Origin of the sequence: Brevundimonas sp. (assembly GCF_036405315.1) — a bacterium.
GTDB lineage: Bacteria > Pseudomonadota > Alphaproteobacteria > Caulobacterales > Caulobacteraceae > Brevundimonas.
Window position 1 is genome coordinate 19,557 of the sequence record NZ_DASWXW010000225.1, and the last position, 21,414, is coordinate 40,970.

Consider the following 21,414-nt stretch of genomic DNA (forward strand, 5'->3'; position numbering starts at 1 on the left):
GATGATGACGAAGTGCTGAACTTCGCAACTGCGAAAGGTGACGCGGCGCGCGGAATGCGGCACAACCTCGCGCAGAATTTCTCCCCGGAGTGAATATCATGACTGACGTAGTGATCGTTTCCGCCGCCCGGACCCCGGTCGGCTCCTTCCTCGGCGCCCTGTCCGGCCTGCCCGCCTCCAAGCTGGGCGAGGTGGCGATCAAGGCGGCGCTGGAACGCGCGGGCGTGGCCGCCGCCGACGTCGACGAGGTCATCCTGGGCCAGGTGCTGCAGGCCGGTGCGGGCCAGGGTCCGGCGCGCCAGGCGTCGATCGGCGCGGGTCTGCCGGTCGAAACCCCGGCCTGGAGCCTGAACCAGCTGTGCGGCTCGGGCCTGCGCGCCGTGGCCCTGGCCTATCAGCAGATCCGCGAGGGCGACGCCAGGATCGTCGTCGCCGGCGGCCAGGAAAGCATGAGCCAGGCGCCGCACGCCCAGCAGTTGCGCGCCGGTCAGAAGATGGGCGACCTCGCCTTCGCCGACACCATGATCAAGGACGGCCTGACCGACGCCTTCCACGGCTATCACATGGGCCAGACGGCCGAGAACATCGCTGAGAAGTGGTCGATCGACCGCGCCGCCCAGGACGCCTTCGCCGTCGCCTCGCAGAACAAGGCCGAGGCCGCCCAGAAGGCCGGCAAGTTCGTCGATGAGATCGCGCCCGTGACCATCTCGACCCGCAAGGGCGACGTGGTCGTCGATCAGGACGAGTACATCCGCCACGGCGCCACCCTCGAGGCGATGGAGAAGCTGCGTCCGGCCTTCGTCAAGGAAGGCTCGGTCACGGCGGCCAACGCCTCGGGCCTGAACGACGGCGCCGCCGCGCTGGTGTTGATGTCGGCGGATGAAGCCAAGGCGCGCGGTCTGGAGCCGCTGGCCCGCATCGCGTCCTGGGCCACCGCGGGCGTCGATCCGTCGATCATGGGCACCGGACCGATCCCGGCCTCGAAGAAGGCGCTGGAGAAGGCCGGCTGGACCGTCGCCGACCTGGACCTGATCGAGTCCAATGAAGCCTTCGCCGCCCAGTCGCTGTGCGTGGTCAAGGAACTGGGCCTCGACACGGCCAAGGTGAACGTCAACGGCGGCGCCATCGCCATCGGCCACCCCATCGGCGCCTCGGGCGCCCGCATCCTGACCACCCTGCTGTACGAGATGAAGCGTTCGGACGCCCGGAAGGGCCTGGCCACCCTGTGCATCGGCGGCGGCATGGGCGTGGCCCTCTGCGTCGAGCGCTGAGGCCTCGTTCACAGGCCAGAAACAGGAAAGGCCGGCGGATCGCTCCGCCGGCCTTTTTTGGTGCTCGACGCCCGGCGTCGGATCAGTCGCGCAGCAGCTCGTTCACGCCGGTCTTGGCGCGGGTCTGGGCGTCGACGCGCTTGACGATGACGGCGCAGTACAGCGAAGGGCCGCCGTTCGGGTCGGGCAGGGCGCCCGGCACCACGACGGAATAGGCCGGAACCTCGCCGCGGAAGATCTGGCCCGTGGCGCGGTCGACGATCTTGGTCGAGCCGGACAGGTAGACGCCCATGGCCAGGACCGCGCCCTCACGGACGATGACGCCTTCGGCCACTTCGGCGCGGGCGCCGATGAAGCAGCCGTCCTCGATGATGGTCGGGTTGGCCTGCAGGGGCTCCAGCACGCCGCCGATGCCGGCGCCGCCCGACAGGTGGACGTTCTTGCCGATCTGGGCGCAGGAACCGACCGTGGCCCAGGCGTCGACCATCGAGCCCTCATCGACGAAGGCGCCGATGTTCACGAAGGAGGGCATGAGCACGACGTTTTTCGCGATGTGGGCGCCGCGACGGACGATGGCGCCGGGCACCGAGCGGAAGCCGGCGGCCTGATAGTCGGCGGCGCTCCAGTCGCCGAACTTGTTGGGCACCTTGTCCCAGAAGGGACCGACGGCGACCGGATGGTCGGCCGACAGCGGCAGGGTCGGGGCGTGGCCCGCGCGCATGATGACGTTGTCGTTCAGGCGGAAGGACAGCAGCACCGCCTTCTTCAGCCACTGGTGCGTGGTCCAGACGCCGTCCTCGCCGCGCGTGGCGACGCGGGCCTGACCGGCGTCCAGCAGGGCCAGGGCGGTGTCGACGGCGTCGCGGACCTCGCCGCGCGTGGCGGCGGAAACCTCGGCGCGGGCCTCCCATGCGGCTTCGATCACGGATGCCAGATGGGTCAGGTCGGTCATTGCGGATCTCCGTCCAGCATGGCGGTGGTCAGGAAGGGGCCGACGACAGCGGCCCGGTGTTGGATATGCTCGCCCTCGGCCGTGAAGGCCTTGGGCCCGACCAGAACCGTGGTCATGCCGAGGACGTGCGCCGGCTCCAGGTTCTTGGGCGTGTCCTCGAAGAAGCAGGCCGTGGTCGGATCAACGCCGAAGCGGGTCAGCATCTTCTGGAACGTGCGCGGATCCGGCTTGGGGATCAGGTCGGCGTCTTCCAGGGCGAAGACCCCGTCGAAGAAGGGCGTCAGCTCCAGCTTCTCCATCACCCGCCGGGCGTGGCCGATCGAGCCGTTGGTGAAGATCAGGCGCGGGCCGCTCAGCCGCTCCAGCGCCGCGTGCAGGCCCGGATCGGGCGTCAGCACGTCCAGCGGCACGTCGTGGACCTCGGCCACGAAGTCGTGCGGGTCGATCTCATAGTGCAGCATCAGCCCGGCCAGCGAGGTGCCATAGTCATGCAGATAGCCGCGCTGCACCGCCAGGGCCTCGGCGGATTCAAGGCCCGAGGTGCGCACCACATACTGGTTGATGCGCTGCTCGACCTGCTTCAGGAACTGGCTTTCGGGCGGGTAGAGGGTGTTGTCGAGGTCGAACACCCAGGACCGGACATGGCGCAGGTCCGCGCCGATCTCGGTGGCCGCCGAGAGCGGCTGAGAGCTCACTGAGCCTTCACCAGGGTGCCGGCGCCGAACTCGGTGAACAGCTCGACCAGCATGGCGTGGGGGCGACGCCCGTCCAGGATGACCACGGCCTCGACGCCCGCGCGGACGGCGGCCGTGGCGGTCTCCAGCTTGGGGATCATGCCGCCGCTGGCGACGCCGGTGTCGATGAGGTGTTGGGCCTCTTCCAGCGTCATCTGGCGGATGATCTCGCCGTCCGCGCCCTTGACGCCCGCCACGTCGGTCAGCAGCAGCATCCGCTTGGCGCCCAGCGACCCGGCGACGGCGCCCGCCACCGTGTCGGCGTTGACGTTGTAGGTCATGCCGTCCTCGGCCACCCCGATGGGGGCGATGACCGGCACCCAGTCCTCGGTCTCCGAGGCGATCAGGCCCTTGATCAGCTTGGGGTCAACCTTGGTCGGCTCGCCGACGAAGCCCAGGTCGACCTCGTGCTCGATCATGCTGTCGGGGTCGCGCTTGGTGCGCTTGGTCTTTTCAACCGTCAGCAGGCCGGCGTCCTTGCCCGACAGGCCGACGCCGCGCACGTCGGCTTCCTTGCCGGCGACGGTGATCCAGTGGGCGATCTCCTTGTTGACGGCGCCGGACAGGACCATCTCGGCCACCTGCATGGTGTCCTTGTCGGTCACGCGCAGGCCGTCGACGAAGGCCGATTTGACCCCGGCCTTGTCCAGCATGGCGCTGATTTGCGGGCCGCCGCCGTGGACCACCACGGGATTCACGCCCATCAGCTTCAGCAGCACCACATCGGCGGCGAACTGCTTGGCCACGGCGCTCTCGCCCATGGCGTGGCCGCCGTATTTTATGACCACGGTCTCGCGGTCATAAACCTGGATATAGGGCAGCGCTTCGGCGAGCGTTTTCGCCGTTTCCCAGCTGCGTTCCTCGGATTGCCGTTCAGTCTCTTTCATGATGGCCGCTCGATAGCGGCGAAGGCCGCGCGAGTCACGACGAAACCGGGGCGGCGATGGGGCGTTTGCCGGTGATGAGCCCCTCTATCGACCCCGCTGAAATCGACGACCGCGACCTGGGTCCGGTCGATCCCACCGATCCGGCGGCGTTGCAACACCCGGACGCGACCCTGTGTCCCGAGTGTCAGGGGACCGGAACCTTGTCGTCCGGCGAGGTCTGTCCTGTATGCGAGGGTACGGGCAAGGCCCTGGGTCGCACCGGCGGCGGTTGATCCGCCTAGCGCGGCGCGTCGGCGAACAGGTCGCAGGCCTGATCGAACGCCTGACGGACGCCGTCCAGGTCGCGCCGCAGGTCTGGGTGGTCGCCGTCGCGCGCCATCAGCAACAGCAGCTGGTGGGTGCGGCGGATCGCGTCGGGGACGTGTTCGTCCGTGTTCTGACGTTTAAGCCCGGCGGACAGGAAGTCGTCGACGCGAGCTTCCGCTTCCGAACTGCGGTCGAAGACGACTTCGAGGTCGCGACTCATTCGGTCAACCTGCCCGCGCCAGTCGGCGATGAAGTCCGACCAGGCCAGGAAGCGGCGCGGCTGGCTGCGGCTGGCGCGTTCCGCGTCGGACACGTGGCGCAGCCATAGCCGCAGCGCGTGGCTGCGCGACATGGCGTTGCGGGCCATCAGCGAGGCCGCCACCTCGGCGGGGGGGCGCAGCGGGCTGACCACGACGACGCGATAGCCGCCGTCTTCCAGCACGCCGCGCCAGAAGTTGAACAGGCGGCAGATGCGCGGGTCCTTGAGCACGATCAGTTCGGCCTCGCCGAATTCCGACGCCAGCTTGTCCGCCGCCTCGGCGCGGAAGGCGGGCAGGGCCTCGGCGACGGCCGCCCCGTCGAACCGCCGCCAGTCGTGCCAGGTCGAGCCGCCCGCCGCCAGTAGACGGTCGTTCAACTCGGCCAGGACCTCGCTCTCCCAGAAGCCCTTGGGATTGTCCTCGGCGGGCCGCATCAAGGTCTGCGGCGCGCCGGCCCCCAGCAGGGCCAGCGCGCCGGCCACCGACGAGGTGCCGCTGCGGTGCATCCCCAGAACCACCAGGGCTGTCTTGCCGCTCATCCGATTGACCTTGTCTGCACCCCGGCGATGCGGCCGGTCCGGCGCTTGTTAGTCGCTGTCGGCCTCAGGCGGCAAGGAACCAGTCGTCGTGGTGAGGCTGGCTGATCAAACCATCGTGCGGCTGCAGGTCGTCGAGGGTCAGGGGCACGGCGACCGCCTCGATCAGCGGCAGGGTCTGGGGCTGGAGGTCCAGCGCCTCGTCCGCGAACAGCGCCGGCTGGACCAGGGGTCCGTCCAGCGGCAGCACGGCCGGCAGCACGAAGGCGTCGTGGTGCGCCCACCCGTCGGCCGGATCGCCGAAGTGAGCATCGGCGAGCGGCTGGGTCTGGGGCGCGGCGTCTCCATCGAGGGATTCGACGGCCTCCGGGGCGGCGAAACGGCCGTTCTCCAGGTTGCGGACCGACGTCTCCCAGGTCGATTGGTAGGAGGCGCGATGTTCCGGCGATTCCGAGAAGATGATCACCAGTTCGGCGCGCGTCATGCCGTTGTTCAGGGCCGCGACGTATTCGCCGAGGCCCTTGGCGTCCGCCTCGCGGTCCAGGACGAAGCGGTAGATCTGCTTGACGAAGTCGGTGTTCGACAGGTCGCCGTAGCGGGCGCGGAACTCGGGCGACTGCACCATGTTGTCCGCGAACTGCTGCAGGCCCACGCCCTGATCCACGGCGCTGCGATAGTGTTCCAGGCCGCCGATGTCGGGCACGCGGTCGAGGATGCTGTCGTACAGGCGGGCCACGGCCAGGGTGGCTTCATCCTGGATCCAGATGCCGCTGCCGGCGATCTTGGTCGCCATCAGTTGTTTGTGCTCGGCGGATTCACTGAACGTCGCCAGCAGGTCCACGCGCGATACGCCGTTGTTGAGCGAGGCGACGTGCTGCGCCAGCCCTGCGGCGTCGGGCTGTCGATCCAGCGAATACTGATACATCAGGCGGACATAGGTCTCATTGTCCGTGCCGCCGTACCGCTTCTGGAATTCGGCCGAACTGGCGAAGATCTTCAGGATGTCCGTGACGGTCGTTCCCGAGGCCAGGGCCTGGGCGTAGTTGGCCAGTCCGGCCGGATCCGGCTCGCGGTCGAAGGCGGCGTCGTAGAGGCGATAGACGACGGCGTAGAGATCGGTGGTGACATAGGACCGAACCCCGTCGAGGAATTTGATCTTCTCGATCGACGACAGCGAGTCCGTGCCGCCGTCGCGACCGCCCGCTACGCTTGTCGAACTGACGGAGGCGTAGCCTCGCGACAGGCCGCCGAACACGGCGGTGTCCACGCCGGCTCCGCCGACCAGGGTGTCGCCGCCCTTGCCGCCGATCAGGATGTCGTCGCCGTCGCCGCCGGCCAGGTAGTCGGCGCCGCCCAGGCCGATCAGGGTGTCGGCGCCGCCGCCGCCGTCGATCTGGTCGTTGCGCTCGCTTCCGGTCAGGGTTTCGGCGCCGGCGCCGCCCGTCAGCACCAGGCCGCTGTCGGTCGACGTGGCGATGGTCTGATCGGCGAACTGGAGGAACTCCACATTGACCAGGGTGTCGGTTCCATCGGGACCCGTGACCACGATCTTGGGTCCCGAAGTGTCGATCGTGTAGGCGGAGCGATTGCCGCTGAAGACGGCGGTGTCGCTGCCGGCGCCGCCGTCGATGTCGTCATTGCCGGCGCCGCCGACCAGCCGATTGGAGGCTGAGTTGCCGATCAGCGTGTCGGCTCCGGCGCCGCCGATGGCGTTTTCGATCACCGCTCCCATGGCGATGGAGACGTTGCCGATCAGGCCGCCGACGTTCGAGAAATGCCCCTGACGCAGGTCGATGACCTGGTTCTGGCTGTACTTCGAGAAGTCCAGGGTATCGACGCCGCCGGCGTCCCACACGCTGAAGATGAGGCTGGCGGTCGCGCTGGTTGCGATGAACCAGGGCTGGCCGGCATTGGAGTTGAAGCCATAGACTGTGTCGCCGATGCGGGTCGTCATATTGGCGCCGTAGAGGCGCTGGATCGCCGCGATGTCGTCGAGCAGAGGCGCGGAGGCGTAGTTGCGGGCGAACGACCCGCCGGTGTTGCTCTCGCTGAAGTAGCTCATCACCGTGTACTGGCGCGAGTCCTCATAATAGGTCGCGTGCTGGCTATAGGTGATGTTCTCGTCTTGGCTCGCGTTGTAGGTGGCCGGGTGGCTGAGACCGAGCGCGTGGCCGATTTCGTGCACCAGGGCCTGGACGCCGAAGCCCAGCTGGACCGGCGTGGCGTTGTAGCTCAGGGTGTTGTTGACCCAGACGTCGCCGGACGCCGATCCGGTCGAGCTGGAGCCGGGCATATAGGCGAAGGCCGCGGCGCCGTCATGGCCGCTGGAATAGTTGCTGAACAACATGGTGGCGTTGTCGGAGTAGCCGTTCCCGTCGTCCACGCGGACGAAGCGGATGTTGGCCACGTCGGCCCAGGCCTGAAGCGCCAGCAAGGTGGCGGCGATCTGCGCGGCCGAGAACTGGCTGAAGCCGCCGGTGTCCGTCGGCATGGTGGTCGGCGCGTTGCTGCGGAACGCGAAGCTGACCGTGACGCCGGATCCCAGGGGTTGGCCGGCGAGCCACGAAGCGCCGGTGCGCGTCAATTGCAGGGCGGCGTCGGCGGTGGTCAGGGAGGGCTTGCCGTTCGGCGCGGCGCCTGCGCCGCGGGAGTCCGCGTTGAGAAAGCTCAGAGGATCAGACTCGACGCCGGTGAAGGAATTCGAAGCATCGGGGTGATCGTTCTGGAAAGGGGACATTCAGGGCCTACTGCAAAACTACGATGGTCAACACTAGCCTGTGGAAAGGGACAGGCAAGCGAGGCCGCGACGATTGTCTGGCGTTGCCGCACACAAATCGGATCGTCCTGCCTTTTCTCGCTCTTCGCATCCTTGGCGGTGCAGTTTAGGAGAGGGCATGGTTCTCTATCCTGTGATCATGTGCGGCGGGGCCGGCACCCGTTTGTGGCCGGCGTCGAGACCGTCGCGGCCCAAGCAGTTCATCCCCCTGGCGGGCAATCGCTCCCTGTTTCAGGAAACGGTTCTGCGCGTCGCGCCCCTGGCCGCCGAGGGCGGCCGGCTGATCGTGGTCGGCGGCCTCGGCCATCGCGACTGGATTCTGGATCAACTGGAGGAAGCCGGAGTCGACGCCCAGGTGCTGCTGGAGCCCCAGGCGAGGGATTCCGCGGCGGCCATGGCGGCGGCGGCGATCTGGACCCAGCAGCAGGACCCTCAGGGCGTAAACGTCTTCCTGGCCTCGGATCACCATGTCCCCGACAACCTCGCCTTCCGTCGCGCGACGCGCGAGGCCGCGCGGGGCGCCGAGAGCGGGCGGATCGTCACGCTGGGGGTCAAGCCGACAGCCCCTTCGTCGGCCTATGGCTACATCAAGCCGTCAGGCCGGGGCCTGTCGGACGTCGAGGCCTTCCGGGAGAAGCCCGACGGCGAGATCGCGGCCGCCTACATCCAGTCGGGCTATCTCTGGAACAGCGGCAATTTCATCGTTCGGGCGGACGCCCTGGTTCGTGAACTGGCTCAGTATGCGCCCGCGGTCGAAGTCGCCGCGCGCCAGGCGGTCGGCGTCGCCCAGGCCGCCCCTGTCCTGGTGTTGGGAGAAGCCTTCAACCAGTCGCCCAAGATCTCCATCGACTATGCGGTGATGGAGCGCACCGAGCTGGCGTCGGTGCTGGAGGTCGATTTCGACTGGTCCGACCTGGGGGCCTGGGATTCGATCGCCGCCACGGGCGAGGGGGATTTCGGGCAGCACATTCTTGAGGACTCGGACGGCTGCCTGGTGCGCGCGCCCGAGGGGACCATCGTCGCCGCCCTGGGGGTCAAGAACGTCGCCATCGTCGCCGAGGCCGACGCCATCCTGGTTTGCGACCTGTCGCGCGCCCAGGACGTCAAGCGCGTCGTCGCCCGCGTCGGTGCGGCCTTCCCCCAGCATCTGGACTTCCATCGACCCGCCCCCGAGACCCTGGGCGAGGGGGCGACGCGCTTCGCCGAATGGCTGCGGCTGCGCGCTCTGCCGCTATGGAGCGCCATGGGCCAGCAGTCGGACGGCGGCTTCGCAGAGGCGCTGACCCTGGATGGCCGCCCCCTGACGGCCAATCGCCGGACCCGGGTCCAGGCGCGCCAGATCTGGAGCTACGCCGAAGCGGGGCGGCTGGGGTGGCAAGGGGCCTGGCGCCGCGCGGCCGCCACGGGCGTCGAGGCGCTGCAGGTCAGCTATCTTCGGCCGGACGGCCTTTACCGCGCCCTGCTGACGCCGGACGGCGCGCCGCTGGACGACGCCGCTCGGGTCTATGATCAGGCCTTCATCATGTTCGCCTTGCAGGCCGCCCGCAGCGTCGAGACGACGCCGGGAGACATGGAGGCCGCCGCCGTGGGCGTTCGGGAAAGGCTTGTCGCGGCCCGCATGGGCAACGGCGCCTTCGTCGAGGACGGCGAGGCGCCGTTCCAGGCCAACGCCCATATGCACCTGCTCGAGGCCTGCCTGGCCTGGGAAGAGGGCGGCGGCGATCAGGGCTGGGCCGATCTGGCCGACGAATTGGTCGCCCTGGCGCGTGACGTCTTCATCGATCCGCAAGGCGGTTTCCTGCGCGAGTTCTTCACGGCCCAATGGACGCCGGCGACCGGCGAGCGCGGCCGGCTGGTCGAGCCGGGGCATCAGTTCGAGTGGGCCTGGCTGCTGGCCCGATACGCTCGACGCCGGGGCGACCCCGCCAGCCGGGCCCTGGCCTGTCAGCTCTATGACTGGGGCGCGCGAGGCGTCGCCGGGCGGACGCCGGTGGCGCTGGACGCCATCGACGACCAGGGACGTCCCATGGGCGGCAGGGCCAGGCTCTGGCCGCAGACCGAATGGCTGAAGGCCGCCCTGCTTCTGGTTGAAGAGGCGCATGACGGGCAGCGTCGTCGTCTGCTGGCGGACGCCGCCGACGCCATGCGGGCGCTGTGGTCCTATCTGACGCCGGAAGGCGCCTGGCGCGACAAGCGGCTGGCCAAGGGCGACTTCATCAACGAGGCGGCGCCGGCCAGCTCCTTCTATCATATCATGTCCGCCTTCGCGCAGCTGGAGGCGACGGGCCGCAGCGAGGAGCTTGCGGGCATGCACCAGCTGTCGCTGCGATAGGGGCTCAGGGCGTGGCCGATCATGTCCTGGTGACGGGGGGCGCCGGCTATATCGGCAGTCATGCCTGCCTGCGTCTGGCGGAGGCGGGGTTCACGCCGGTCGCCTTCGACAATCTGTCGAACGGGCGTGAGGCCTTCGTTCAGTGGGGACCGCTGGAGCGCGGCGATGTCCGCAGCCGCGCGGACGTCGAACGGGCGCTGGACCGTTGGGCGCCGGTCGGGGTCATCCATTTCGCCGCCCTGATCGAAGTCGGCCTGTCGTTCCAGCAGGTCGGCGACTTCTACGAGACCAATGTCGGCGGCGCCCTGACCGTTCTGCGCGCCATGCAGGCGCGGGGCGTCCAGCCCTTTGTCTTCTCCTCGACCTGCGCCACCTATGGCGAGCCGCAGTATCTGCCGCTGGACGAGGCTCACCCCCAGGCGCCGATCAATCCCTATGGCCGCACCAAGCTGATGGTCGAGCAGGCGTTGAAGGACTTGGCGGCGCACGGCGGAATCCGTCCGATCATCCTGCGCTACTTCAACGCCGCCGGGGCCGATCCCGAAGGACGCATCGGCGAACGTCACGATCCCGAAACCCACGCCCTGCCCATCGCCATCGAGGCGGCTATGGGGCGACGCGACGCCTTTTCGATCTTCGGCGAGGACTATGACACCCGCGACGGCACGGCCGAGCGCGACTACGTCCACGTTCTGGACCTGGCTGACGCTCACGTCCTGGCCTTGCGACGCCTGCTGGAGGGCGCAGCCGGGGGCGAAGCCTTCAACCTGGGCACCGGCGGCGGCGTCACCGTGCGCGAGCTTCTGGGTGAAGTGGCGCGCGTCAGCGGTCGCCCCGTGCCCTCGGTTTCGCGGCCCCGGCGCCCGGGCGACGCCCCCCGATTGGTCGCAGACAACCGCGCCGCCCGCGCCGCGCTGGGCTGGACCCCCAGCCGCGACATCGCCGACATGGCGCGCGACGCCTGGGGCTGGCATGGTCGCGCTGATCAGGCATGACCTTGGTCTGTATTGAAGGAGCCGACATGAATGACGCGCGCACGGGCAAGCCGATGAAATTCACCTTTATTCAGACCGCTGACGCCTATCGTTATGCGCAGATGCTGTCCTATTCGGCCCAGACCGTCACTGAATACGCGCGCCTCAAGGGCTATCGCTATGAATCGTTTCTCGGACTGAAGCGGGGCGAGTATCCGTGGCAGGCGACGTTCAATCGCGTCTTCATGTTGACGGAACTGATCGACCGCGAGATCGGCGGCTGGGTCTGCTACATGGACGCCGACGCCTGGGTTCATGATCTGGACTATGATCTGGAGGTCCTGTTCGCAGGTCTGGGCGACGCGGCGGCCGTCTTCACCCCTTCCGGCGCCAGCGATCACTGGTGGGACGTCAACGCCGGCGTCTTCTTCGTCAACCTCGACCATCCGGACGGCGTGCGCCTGTGCCAGGCCTGGAAGAAGGCCTGCCTGGAGAAGTGGGGCTTCATTGCCGACAAGGTCGACTTCCCGGCCGGCGGCCCCGACGATCAGTCCATCCTGCATGAGCTTCTGGCCGCGGAGGTCGTGCCTCGCTCGTCGATCGGATTGACGACGCGGGCCGAGGTGAATTCCCAGCACGCCGCCTTTATCAGGCAGCATCTGCGAGGCGATCAGCGTTCTTTTGAACACAGGGTGGCCTTCATCCGCGAGACCGTTCACGAGGTCCTGACACGGACGAAGCCGGAGGCGGCCGCTCGCGATGAGACCGTCTGGGCCGTCACCCAGGGACTGTATCGGGGGCTTCTGGGCCGGGACGCGGATCCGGACGGCGCGCGCGCCTATTATGAGCTGATCATCAGCCGCGGCGTGCGCGACGGCGTCGCGGCGGCTGCGGACAGCATCAGCAACAGTCCGGAATTCAGGGCCAGGCGGCTCGCCGTCGAGGCCTGACTGATCAGGTCTGGAAATACAGGTCGAAGTGGACCCAGCCCGGGGGCAGCAGTCCGCGGCCCGAAATCTCGGCGTCGCGGCGGGCCCAAAGCCCCATCAGTTCGGATCTCGATGCGACCGTGCCGAGATTGTCGGCGCTATGCAGAACCTCAACCTTGTCCGTGAGGGTGAAGATCAGGTCGGCCAGGGCCTCGGGGGGATTGCCGCCGTGCGGGACGAGGCAGAGCGGGTTGAATTCGACCAGCATCCTGGGGCGCGTTCGCGCAATGGTCTTGAGCAGGCCGCGTATCGCCTGAAGCTCGAAGCCCTCGATGTCGATCTTGATCAGATCGATCCTGGGCTGGTCGGCCAGAAGGCGGTCGGCGGGCAGGGCCGTCACGGCGTGATCCCGGCTCAACAGGCTGTCGCCTGCGACGATCTTGCCGTTGGACTGGGGCGTGACGAAAGCCACGCCCGGATGCTCGGCGGCGGCGATCTGAAAGAGGGTGATGTTGGTGAAGCCGTTGGCGATCACGCCGCGCAGGTATTTGTCGGCGTTCGAGGGATTGGGCTCGAAGGCGATCACGCGCCCCGTTGGGCCGACCGCCCTGGCGCCGCGAAACGACATCACGCCGACATTGGCGCCGATGTCGACGAAGACGCCGCCTTCCGTCAGGGCTTCCTCGATCTTGCGGCCGATCTCGGGCTCCCAGGTTCCGCTTTCGGCGATGACGCGTCCAAAGTCCGGGTCGGAGGGATCGACCACGATCTTCAGGCCGTCGCTGTCTACGGCCTGAAGCGCGTTTCGTCGCTGGAACTCGGTGCTGCCCAGCAGAGCCTGACGCAGGCGTTCCGCGTCGATCTTGTTGTCGGCCAAGGCTTGAGCATAGTGCGCCAGACCGGCCGGGTCGGGCGCGCGACCCAGTATCCAGAGGTAGGCCTGACGAACGAATTCGGCCGCTTGTGATTCCGTCATGCCGTCAGCCCTTTCCTGGACCTGATGCGCGAAGAAGGTGGGGCGGCCGATCCCGTCAGTAGTGTTTGTGGATCACCGCCATCTTGGGAATGACGGCGCCGTGCGAGAAGGGCTGGTTGAACACGGTGGCGAAGGCGATGTCCTTGTCCAGCTCACGCAGGCCGCTGAGCTCCGGCGCGGAGAATTCGGGGAAGGCGCCGGTCTTGAACCAGTTGTCGATCACGTCGCAGGTCTTGTGCGTGGCCGGCAGGTCGTTTTCGTAGAAGGGCGACTGCCACTGCAGGTCCTCGATGATGTAGAGGCCGCCTGGGCGCAGATACGGGAACAGCACCTTGAACGCCAGTTGCTGGTGGAAGGAGGCGTGTGACCCGTCGTCGATGATCAGGTCGAAGGGGCCGAGCGCCGCCGCCCGCTCCAGGTCGGCCTGCACGCCGCTGTCGCCGCGCACGAAGCTGAAGCGCGCGTCGTCGACCCAGGAGAAGTCGCTGATGTCGAAGCCGCACACCTGGGCCTTGGGGAAGAATTTCAGCCACATCTCCACGGACGGGGCGGTGCGGACCACCCGGTCGGCGTCGCCGCCGACTTCGGGCCCGCCGGCCATCAGGCCGATCTCCAGCATCCGCTCCAGGCTGTGGCGATGCGGCTGCAACAGCATGTCGTAGATGCGGGTGTAGTGGTGCGGTTCGCGGTGGGTGGTTCCCTTGTCCGAACCGGAGGCGTTGGCGAGGTCGGTCAGGCTCAGAATCGCTTCGGACATAGACATTTCCGTGGAGTGTGATGGACAGCAGACCGTGCAGTCGACGCGGGGTCAACCCGCGTCGCCGCCGGTCGCGCTAGAGCGTGTCGAGCTGATCCAGCGTCAGGGCTTCCATGAAGTCGGCGCGCGACAGAAGGTCGCTCTCCTCGCAGATCATGAAGCCGACGACGCCCAGGCCGCCCTTGCGGGTATCGACTCCCTTGGTGCCGATGGCGAAGTCGTCGAACGCTCCGCCTTTCAGGCTGACGGTCAATTCGCCCGTTGCGAAGACGTCCGGCTGGATCCTGATCGCCGCCCAACGGGTCTCCTGAGGCTCCAGCGTGTCCGCCTGGACCACCATCCCGCCCAGGGCGATCTGGTAGGGTTGATCAAGCTCCGCGAGCCCCCGCAGACCGACATAAAGCCGCAGCGGCGTGTCGCCCGGCTGCAGCCGCAGGGTGAGTTGCCCGCCTTGCGGCTTGGTCCAGTTGCCCCAGTCGTCGGGGAACCACCAGCCCTGGCCGCTACGGAAGCGTTCGGCGGATTCCATCGAGCGATGGATGGCCAGGGCGTCCACGCGGCGCATCGAATAATAACGTCCCAGGGTCGGGGCGTGGGCGGCGGGCAGGGCGTCGGCCTGACCGGCGGGGAACCAGGCCAGCATCTGGTCGCCGATCTCGACGCCCAGTTCGCGCCAGGGGCGGGGCTGGAAGTGTTCGACGATGTTCTGCTCGCGCGACCGCCGATAGGGCAGGTCCAGCATCAGCCGTTCCAGGCGGGCGACGAACTCGGCCTGATCGCCGACGCGGAAATAGTCGGCGAAGTCGCCGCCCGCCTCGGGCAGGGAAGAGGCGTCGGACAGCAGGGCCGCCTTGCCGTAGCAGAAGGACTCCGTCACCGGCAGGCCCCAGCCTTCATAGGTGCTGGGATAGAGGGTGAAGGCGCTGGCCCGGTAAAGGTTGGCCAGGTCGGGGTCGGACACGCCCGAGACGATCATCACCTTGGCGGCCAGGTCGCGGTTTGTCTCCAGCTTGGAGAAGACGGCGTCGTTCAGCCAGCCGCGATTGCCGACGCAGACCAGCCGGGGGACCTTGTCGGCTCCGTGGCGCTGGATCAGCTCCAGCCAGGCCTTGAAGGCGTTCAGGTGGTTCTTGCGCGACTCGATGGTCGAGACGAACAGCACATAGCCGCCTTCGCTCAGGCCGTAGCGGGCCAGGGTCTGCGACAGGGGGACGCTGATCGACGGCTTGCGGAAGTCGGCGTCCAGTCGGACCACGTGCACGTTCGACGGATCGACCGTCTGGCCCAGTTGGTCGGCGACCGTCAACAGGTCGCGTTTGGAGGCCTCGGAATTGGTCAGGAAGTGGTCGGCGTGGGCGAAGACGCCCAGGGCCCAGCTGATGAAGTCCTGGGTCAGCTCCTTGACGCAATGTTCCGGCGTCATGATCGGAATCATGTCGTGGACGAACGGCACATAGTGGATGCCGTAGAGCGCCTTGGCCTTGCGGACGTGCAGGAAGTAGTTCTGCAGCCACCAGGAGGTGCCCAGGTTGACCAGGCAGGCGCCGCGCCGGAAGGCGAACTCCGGCGACAGGTCGGTGAGCACCTTCAGACCCTTGACCGCGGTCTTCCATGTGGGGTCCTGCACGTCGCCGCTTTCCAGCGAGAGCGCGCACAGGCGAAGGAAGAGCGCGCCCGGCACCTCGACCCACAGGTCGCGTTCCTTTGAGAAGGTGCAGACCGCGACGTCGAGACCCGCTCGCGGGCTTTGCAGCAGGCTGGAGATCACCTCGATCTGCACCCGCTGGATGCCGGTGGGCAGGCGCGCGACGTTGAAGTAGCCGGCCAGGTCAGAGATGTCGAAGACCAGGTGCAGCCCCGCGTCGCGATCGGCCGCGGCGGCCATTTGCGGCGCCAGCTTCTCGGCGGCGGCGACGCCGCCCATCAGGGCCTGGATCAGGGCGGCGTTTTCCTCGCGGATCGCCGGCGCCAGACGAGCCAGGGCGGCGTCCAACTGCTGGGCCACCATCTCGATGGTGACGTCCTGGGGGGGCGCGAAGGCCGTCTGACCCGCGCGCGTCGCCACGGCGCGGGCGCGCGTCATGTCCATCGCCACGCCCTGGGCCGACAACTGCATCAGGGCGTCGACAGGATACTGCAGGCCGGGATCCAGCTCCGCGGCGTCCAGGAAATGCGCCGCGGCGTCCTCGAGACGCTTTTGCAGGCGGCGCAGGTGGCCCAGTTGAAGGTGGGTGTCGGCCACCCTGGGCGCCAAGGTCAGCGAGTGCAGATAGGCCGCTTCAGCGCCCGTCAGGTCGCCGGACTCCTTTTTGGCGTGGCCCAGCTGGACCCATATGTCGGCGCGCTCGGGCTTGATCTTCAGCGCGCGGCTATAGGCTTCGGCGGCGGCGAGCCAGTTGCGCGCGTCGCGGGCCTGATCGCCCGCCCTGATCAGGGGTTGAGCCTTGGGCTTACGGAAGAGGGCCTTGGGCGACAGGCTCATATAAGGTCCAGTTTAGACTAACGGTGCTATTGGACGACGGGCGGGCCCGCCGCGCGATCCGGCATGATCAATGCGGGAAGCGGCAGAAGGAGGTTCCCGCTGAAGCCGCGCCGATGCTAAGCGGGGCGCTTCGTGGGAACAAGGCGTCAGGCGATGGAGAACGAGATTCAGCAGGCCCAATCCGGCGCGGTGTCGCGTGAGGATGTCGAAGGCCTCTACGGGCTGGCTCTGGGCCGCCCGGCCGACAAGGCTGCCATCGACGGCTTCATGGCCCATGATCTGCCTTTCCTGCTGACGGTCTTCTTCGAGGGGCCCGAGTTCCGCGATCGGGTTCTGACCCCGCTTTCCGAGCGCCGCCCCCCCGACACCGATTTTTACGCTGGGGACGTGCCGGAGCCGGTCCGGCGCTGGGCGCGGTCGCGGATGCCGGTCTCGGCGGACGCCGCTGTTGCTCTGGAGGCGCTGGACTACTGGCCGGCCTTCTACCTGACCCTCTTCAACGATCCCGTGTTCCAGCAAGTCGTCGGCCTGAGCGCGACCCGGCCCTTCTGGCCGGAGGCCTGGGAAGGCCTGACCTATCTGGTCGAAAACGCCTCGCAGTTCCGCCGCCAGGCTCAGATCGAGAACATCGGCTGGGATTGGGTCGAGGGCTGGGCCATGGATCGCGGCGCGCCCGATCAACCCCTGAGAATCGAAGTCTGGATCGACGGACGCTTCGTCTCGGCCGGCCAAGCCGATCTGGTCCGTCGCGAATTGCAGGATCGGTTCGGCGGCGAAGGGCGAGCGGGGTTTCGACTGCCTGTAGGCGATCGGCTGGCGGCGGGCGGGCGCTTCGTCGAAATCCGCGACGCCGAGTTCGGGCGTCGCCTGACCGCGGGCGAGCACGCCGCGCCGCCGTCCAATCCGGAGTCCTATGAGGCCCTGGCGCTCGAACTGCGCAATCTGCGCGACGCGCTGGAGCGGATCCAGACCGCCCTGCCTCAGGTCGTGACCCGGCTGAGCTATCCGCTGCAGGACTACGCCCGCTACGCGGAAACCTATGGTCGGACGACGGACGCCGGCCTCCTGGCGGGCAATGGGCGACCGCGTTTCCTCGTTCGGCTCCATGCCGAAGGCGCGGAGGCTTTCGAGGTCGAGGACGCCGTCATGGCGATCCTGGCCCAAACCTACGACGACTGGACGCTGGAGGTGCGCGGGCTGGACGAACATGGCCGCCAGCATCTGCACTCGCTGCGCACGCGGCTGGCCTGGACGGGGCGGCCCGTCGAACGGATCGTCGCCTTTGACCCCGAAGGCCCCGTCGCCGAGTTCGACCTCTGCTTGAGTCTGCCGGCCGGCGGCGTCCTGGCGCCCGAAGCCCTCGCAGTCTTCGCCGGCGTCTTCGCCGATCCCGAGGTGGCGGCGGCCTATGCCGACGGCGATCACCTGGAGCCGGGAGGGGAGGCGACGACTGCGCAACGCCATACGCCGCTGCTGCGGCCGGCCTTTGATCTCGATCTCCTGTGCCAGACGCCCTACGTCGGCGACTGCATCGCCTTCCGGGGAGGCGACGACGCGCCGCTGAGCCTGAACGCCGAGGTTTCCGCCGCGGCCGTCCTGGGTCTGGCGCTTGAAGGCCGGCGCATCGCCCACGCCCCTGCGATCCTGTTTTCGGCGCGCCAGGCGGCGGCGACCGACGGCGGCGCCTGGGTGGAGCGGGTCGGCGCCGCGCTCGCTTCGGACGCCGCCGTGTCAGTGACGCCGGCTGACGATCTGTTCGGCGCGACCGTCGCCGGGGCTGCACGGGTCAAGCGTCGCCCGATTAGCAAGACCGTCAGCGTCATCGTCCCGACCCGCAACGCCCTGGACCTGCTCAAGCCCTGTCTGGACAGCGTCCTGGCCGCCGCCGCCGACAACCGGACCGAACTGGATCTGATCGTTATCGACCACGAGAGCGACGACCGGGCGACCCAGGCCTATCTGGCCGAACTGAGCGCCGGAGGGCAGGCCCGCATCGTTCGCTACGAGGGCCGTTTCAACTTCGCCCTGATGAACAATCTGGCGGTGGAGCAGGCTCGCGGGGAGGTCCTGGTCTTCCTCAACAACGACACGGTGGTGATCAGTCGTGACTGGCAGGACGAGATGGCCAGCCAGGCCGAGCGGCCGGACGTGGCCTGCGTCGGCGCGCGCCTGCTCTACGCTGACGGCACGATCCAGCACGCGGGCTTCGTGGCGCGCGAGCGCGAGGCCAACTTCCTGATCCACGACGGGGTCGGGGCCGCATCCAATGATCCGGGCTACCTGGGCCGTCACGCCCTGCTGCACCGGACGGTGGCCGTGACCGGCGCCTGTCTGGCGATGGAGACGAAGAAGTTCAAGGCGCTGGGCGGGTTCGACGCCGCGCACTTCCCCGTCGAAGGCAATGACGTGGACCTGTGCATGCGCGCCCAGAGCCAGGGTTTGAAGGTGCTCTATGACCCCTACGTCGCCCTCTATCATCTGGAGTCCAAGACCCGGGGCTTCAGCCGCGAGGGCGAGAAGCTGAAGGTGGCCGAGGCCTCCGGCCGTCTGTTGTGGAGCCGTTGGGGCCAGAAGTTCGGCGCCGATCCCTTCTACAATCATCGCTTTGATCGCGAGGCGCGGCCGTTCACCCGGCTCAGGCCCCTGCCGTGACCTCCGGCGAACGGCGCGTCCTGATCGCCGGGGGGCGGGGCCGTCTGGCGCGCGCCCTGACAGCGGCGGCCTGGCCCCGGGGCTGGGCGCCGGTCGCGGTCGGACGCGCCGAACTGGACGTCACGAACGCCGAGGCGGTCACGGCCTGGGTCGGGCGCCATAAGCCCGCGCTGATCGTCAACGCCGCCGCCTTCACCGGCGTGGATCTGGCCGAGAGCGAACGGGCGGCCGCTTTCGCGGTCAACGCGGCGGGGGCGGGCCATCTGGCCGAAGCCGCGGTCGAGACGGGCGCCGATCTGATCCATGTCTCGACCGACTTCGTCTTCGACGGACAACTGGGGCGTCCCTATGTCGAGACCGACGCGACGGCGCCCTTGAACGTCTATGGCGCGAGCAAGCTGGAGGGGGAACAGCGGGTGCTGGAGGCGCATCCGCGGGCCCTGGTGCTGCGCACGGCCTGGCTGCTGGGCGGGCGGGGCGGCTCCTTCATCGAGGCCATCCTGAAGCGCGCGGCGCGGGGCGAGGCCCTGCGGGTGGTGGCGGATCAGGTCGGCAATCCGACCGATGTGAACGACCTGGCGCGGGCCGTCGTCGCCGCGGCGGAGCGGCTGGCGCAGGGGCCGACGCCGCAGCGGCTCTATCATGTGGCGGGAGCCGACGCGGCGACCTGGCATCAGATCGCCCGAGCGGCGGTCGAGGCCTGGGCGCGCCTGAGCGGCGTGACGGCGCCGCCCGTGACCGCCATCGCCAGCAACGACTGGCCGAGCCCGGCGCGGCGGCCGCAGGATTCCCGGCTTGATAGCGCGGCCTTCGCGCGCGACTTTGGAATGGTCCTGCCCGGTTGGCGGGAGCGGATCGCCGACTGGGCGGCCGAGAGCGCGGGGGCGAAGCGATGAAGGGGATCATCCTGGCGGGCGGCACGGGTTCGCGGCTGCACCCGATGACGACGGCGGTCTCCAAGCAACTGATGCCGGTCTACGACAAGCCGCTGATCTACTACCCGCTGACCACCCTGATGCTGGCGGGGGTGCGCGACATCCTGCTGATCACCACGCCGCACGACCGGCCCGCCTTCGAGACCCTGCTGGGCGACGGCGGCCAGTGGGGCGTCTCGATCGCCTACGCCGAGCAGCCCCGGCCCGAGGGCCTGGCCCAGGCCTATGTCATCGGGGCCGACTTCGTGGCGGGCGGGCCGTCGGCCCTGATCCTGGGCGACAACATCTTCTACGGCCACGGCGCGACCGACCTGTTCGCCGCCGCCTTCGCCCGCCCCTCGGGGGCCACGGTCTTCGCCTATCACGTCAATGATCCGGGCCGGTACGGCGTGGTCGAGTTCGACGCCGAGGGCCGGGCGCGCTCGCTGGAAGAGAAGCCGGCGCAGCCGCGCTCCAACTGGGCCGTCACCGGCCTCTATGTCTATGACGAACAGGTGGTCGACATCGCGGCGAATCTGACCCCCTCGGCGCGCGGCGAGCTGGAGATCACCGACGTCAACCGCGCCTATCTGGAGCGCGGCCAGCTGTCGGTCGAGCGCATGGGCCGGGGCTACGCCTGGCTGGACACCGGCACCCCCGACAGCCTGATCGACGCGGCCCAGTTCGTGCGAACGCTGGAGCAGCGCCAGGGCGTCAAGATCGCCTGTCCCGAAGAGATCGCCTGGCGTCAGGGCTTCATCGACGCCGGCCAGCTGGAGCGGCTGGCGGCGACGATGGGCGGCAATGACTACGGCCGCTATCTGCGCGGCCTGGTCGAGGGCGGGCTCTAGGCGCCGCCCTCACACGCTTCAGGGCCGTTCCAGCGGCGGCACGGCCAGACGCGCCAGCTCGTCTTCCGACGGCAGGACCTCGACCGAGCGCGCCAGCACGAACCAGCTCAGGCCGCCGCCGTGCGGCCAGGGGCAGAAGCGCGCCGCCAGCCCCGCCTCGGCGGCCAGCCGCTCGACGCGTTCGCGGGCGAAGGGCACGCATTCGGGATAGACCCAGCCGCAGTTCTCGGGCGCCAGCTCCGCCGTCTCCTCGCCGATCAGCCAGTTGGCGACCACAAGGCCCGTGTCGCTCAGCGAGCCGGCGAAGGACTTCAGCGCGATCGCCGTCGCCTCTTCGCCGGTGTGCGAGAAGATGGACTGGGCGATGATGAAGTCGAAGGTCTCGCCGAAGACGTCGGTGCGATAGTCGGTGTTGTAGTCAAAGCGCGGACGCTTCACCTCTAGAACGTCGCGACCGATCTCGCGCGCCAGCCCGTCGGCGATCAGCCAGGCTTCGGGCTCGACGCCGAAATACTTGCCGGCGGAGAGATAGGGGATGGCCATCCGCCCCAGCCGCAGCGAGCCGCAGCCGAAGTCCAGCAGCCTGTGGTGCTCGCGCATCCCCAGCATGAACAGCAGCGAGAACTGCGACCCGCCGATCAGGTCGTAGCGGTAGGCCGGCCCGACGAAGCTGCGGTAGTGGCCCGCGCCCGGCGGCAGGTCCAGGGCTTGCTCATTGCTGAAGTCGCGCACGTTCATCGGTTTTCCATCCCCGGCGGGGCCGCTGCTGTTTTCAACGGCTGCCTTAGCGGGTAACGGCTGGGATGCAAACGACGTCAGGGGAGC

Annotated in this window: 17 protein-coding genes; 8 read left to right on the forward strand and 9 right to left on the reverse strand. The window is 68.4% G+C overall.

Features of this window, described 5'->3' with window-relative positions; all coding sequences use genetic code 11:
• Nucleotides 1–98: 98 nt before the first annotated feature.
• Nucleotides 99–1,271, forward strand: a complete 1,173-nt coding sequence (locus tag VGE49_RS13770; RefSeq protein ID WP_331035107.1) for an acetyl-CoA C-acetyltransferase — start codon at nt 99–101, stop codon at nt 1,269–1,271.
• 82 nt (nt 1,272–1,353) lie between these two features.
• On the opposite strand, the gene dapD is transcribed toward VGE49_RS13770, so the two are convergent.
• The 3 genes from dapD to argB are packed head-to-tail and all read right to left on the reverse strand — an operon-like array spanning nt 1,354 to nt 3,844.
• Complete coding sequence (dapD, locus tag VGE49_RS13775; RefSeq protein WP_331035108.1) at nt 1,354–2,223, reverse strand: 2,3,4,5-tetrahydropyridine-2,6-dicarboxylate N-succinyltransferase; 870 nt, start codon at nt 2,221–2,223, stop codon at nt 1,354–1,356.
• Nucleotides 2,220–2,918, reverse strand: a complete 699-nt coding sequence (locus VGE49_RS13780; protein ID WP_331035109.1) for a pyrimidine 5'-nucleotidase — start codon at nt 2,916–2,918, stop codon at nt 2,220–2,222. The genes dapD and VGE49_RS13780 overlap by 4 nt, the downstream gene beginning before the upstream one ends.
• A complete protein-coding gene (gene argB / locus VGE49_RS13785) occupies nt 2,915–3,844 on the reverse strand; it encodes an acetylglutamate kinase (RefSeq protein ID WP_331035110.1) in 930 nt (309 codons plus the stop codon). The genes VGE49_RS13780 and argB overlap by 4 nt, the downstream gene beginning before the upstream one ends.
• Before the next feature lie 74 nt (nt 3,845–3,918).
• Between argB and VGE49_RS13790 the strand changes: the two genes are divergently transcribed.
• The gene (locus tag VGE49_RS13790) at nt 3,919–4,116 is read left to right on the forward strand and encodes a hypothetical protein (RefSeq protein WP_331035111.1); all 198 of its coding nucleotides are present in this window, start codon (nt 3,919–3,921) and stop codon (nt 4,114–4,116) included.
• Nucleotides 4,117–4,121: 5 nt separating this feature from the next.
• On the opposite strand, the gene VGE49_RS13795 is transcribed toward VGE49_RS13790, so the two are convergent.
• Together VGE49_RS13795 and VGE49_RS13800 are read right to left on the reverse strand one after the other, a co-directional pair.
• Nucleotides 4,122–4,949 carry a sulfotransferase family protein gene (locus tag VGE49_RS13795; RefSeq protein WP_331035112.1) on the reverse strand — a complete coding sequence of 276 codons (828 nt, stop codon included), beginning with the start codon at nt 4,947–4,949 and terminating at the stop codon, nt 4,122–4,124.
• A 64-nt stretch (nt 4,950–5,013) separates the two neighbouring features.
• Entirely contained in the window at nt 5,014–7,683 is a 2,670-nt protein-coding gene (locus VGE49_RS13800; RefSeq protein WP_331035113.1) for a DUF4214 domain-containing protein, read from the reverse strand.
• A 157-nt stretch (nt 7,684–7,840) separates the two neighbouring features.
• Here VGE49_RS13800 and VGE49_RS13805 point away from each other — a divergent pair, with 157 nt between their 5' ends.
• Genes VGE49_RS13805 through VGE49_RS13815 form a run of 3 tightly spaced genes read left to right on the forward strand, consistent with a single transcriptional unit; the run spans nt 7,841 to nt 11,978 of the window.
• Nucleotides 7,841–10,054 (forward strand): AGE family epimerase/isomerase, encoded by a 2,214-nt coding sequence (locus tag VGE49_RS13805; RefSeq protein ID WP_331035114.1) that lies wholly within the window; start codon nt 7,841–7,843, stop codon nt 10,052–10,054.
• Between the two features lie 11 nt (nt 10,055–10,065).
• A complete protein-coding gene (gene galE, locus VGE49_RS13810) occupies nt 10,066–11,049 on the forward strand; it encodes a UDP-glucose 4-epimerase GalE (protein ID WP_331035115.1) in 984 nt (327 codons plus the stop codon).
• A gap of 26 nt (nt 11,050–11,075) precedes the next feature.
• Nucleotides 11,076–11,978: a hypothetical protein gene (locus tag VGE49_RS13815; protein ID WP_331035116.1), complete on the forward strand. Its 903-nt coding sequence runs from the start codon at nt 11,076–11,078 to the stop codon at nt 11,976–11,978.
• 4 nt (nt 11,979–11,982) lie between these two features.
• Here the strand turns inward: VGE49_RS13815 and VGE49_RS13820 are convergent, their stop codons facing one another.
• The 3 genes from VGE49_RS13820 to VGE49_RS13830 all read right to left on the reverse strand — a co-directional run bounded on the left by VGE49_RS13820 (nt 11,983) and on the right by VGE49_RS13830 (nt 16,172).
• Nucleotides 11,983–12,933, reverse strand: coding sequence for an FkbM family methyltransferase (locus tag VGE49_RS13820; RefSeq protein ID WP_331035117.1), 951 nt, complete (start codon nt 12,931–12,933; stop codon nt 11,983–11,985).
• 55 nt (nt 12,934–12,988) lie between these two features.
• Nucleotides 12,989–13,690, reverse strand: a complete 702-nt coding sequence (locus VGE49_RS13825) for a class I SAM-dependent methyltransferase (RefSeq protein WP_331035118.1) — start codon at nt 13,688–13,690, stop codon at nt 12,989–12,991.
• A 76-nt stretch (nt 13,691–13,766) separates the two neighbouring features.
• Entirely contained in the window at nt 13,767–16,172 is a 2,406-nt protein-coding gene (locus tag VGE49_RS13830) for a glycosyltransferase (RefSeq protein ID WP_331035119.1), read from the reverse strand.
• Between the two features lie 153 nt (nt 16,173–16,325).
• Between VGE49_RS13830 and VGE49_RS13835 the strand changes: the two genes are divergently transcribed.
• From VGE49_RS13835 to rfbA, 3 genes are read left to right on the forward strand one after another with little or no spacing between them, the layout of a single operon-like run.
• Nucleotides 16,326–18,824: a glycosyltransferase family 2 protein gene (locus tag VGE49_RS13835; protein ID WP_331035120.1), complete on the forward strand. Its 2,499-nt coding sequence runs from the start codon at nt 16,326–16,328 to the stop codon at nt 18,822–18,824.
• Nucleotides 18,821–19,720 (forward strand): dTDP-4-dehydrorhamnose reductase, encoded by a 900-nt coding sequence (gene rfbD, locus VGE49_RS13840; protein WP_331035121.1) that lies wholly within the window; start codon nt 18,821–18,823, stop codon nt 19,718–19,720. The genes VGE49_RS13835 and rfbD overlap by 4 nt, the downstream gene beginning before the upstream one ends.
• Nucleotides 19,717–20,589, forward strand: coding sequence for a glucose-1-phosphate thymidylyltransferase RfbA (gene rfbA, locus VGE49_RS13845; protein ID WP_331035122.1), 873 nt, complete (start codon nt 19,717–19,719; stop codon nt 20,587–20,589). The genes rfbD and rfbA overlap by 4 nt, the downstream gene beginning before the upstream one ends.
• Before the next feature lie 18 nt (nt 20,590–20,607).
• Here rfbA and VGE49_RS13850 read toward each other — a convergent pair whose 3' ends face one another.
• Complete coding sequence (locus VGE49_RS13850) at nt 20,608–21,327, reverse strand: class I SAM-dependent methyltransferase (RefSeq protein WP_331035123.1); 720 nt, start codon at nt 21,325–21,327, stop codon at nt 20,608–20,610.
• Nucleotides 21,328–21,414: the final 87 nt, after the last annotated feature.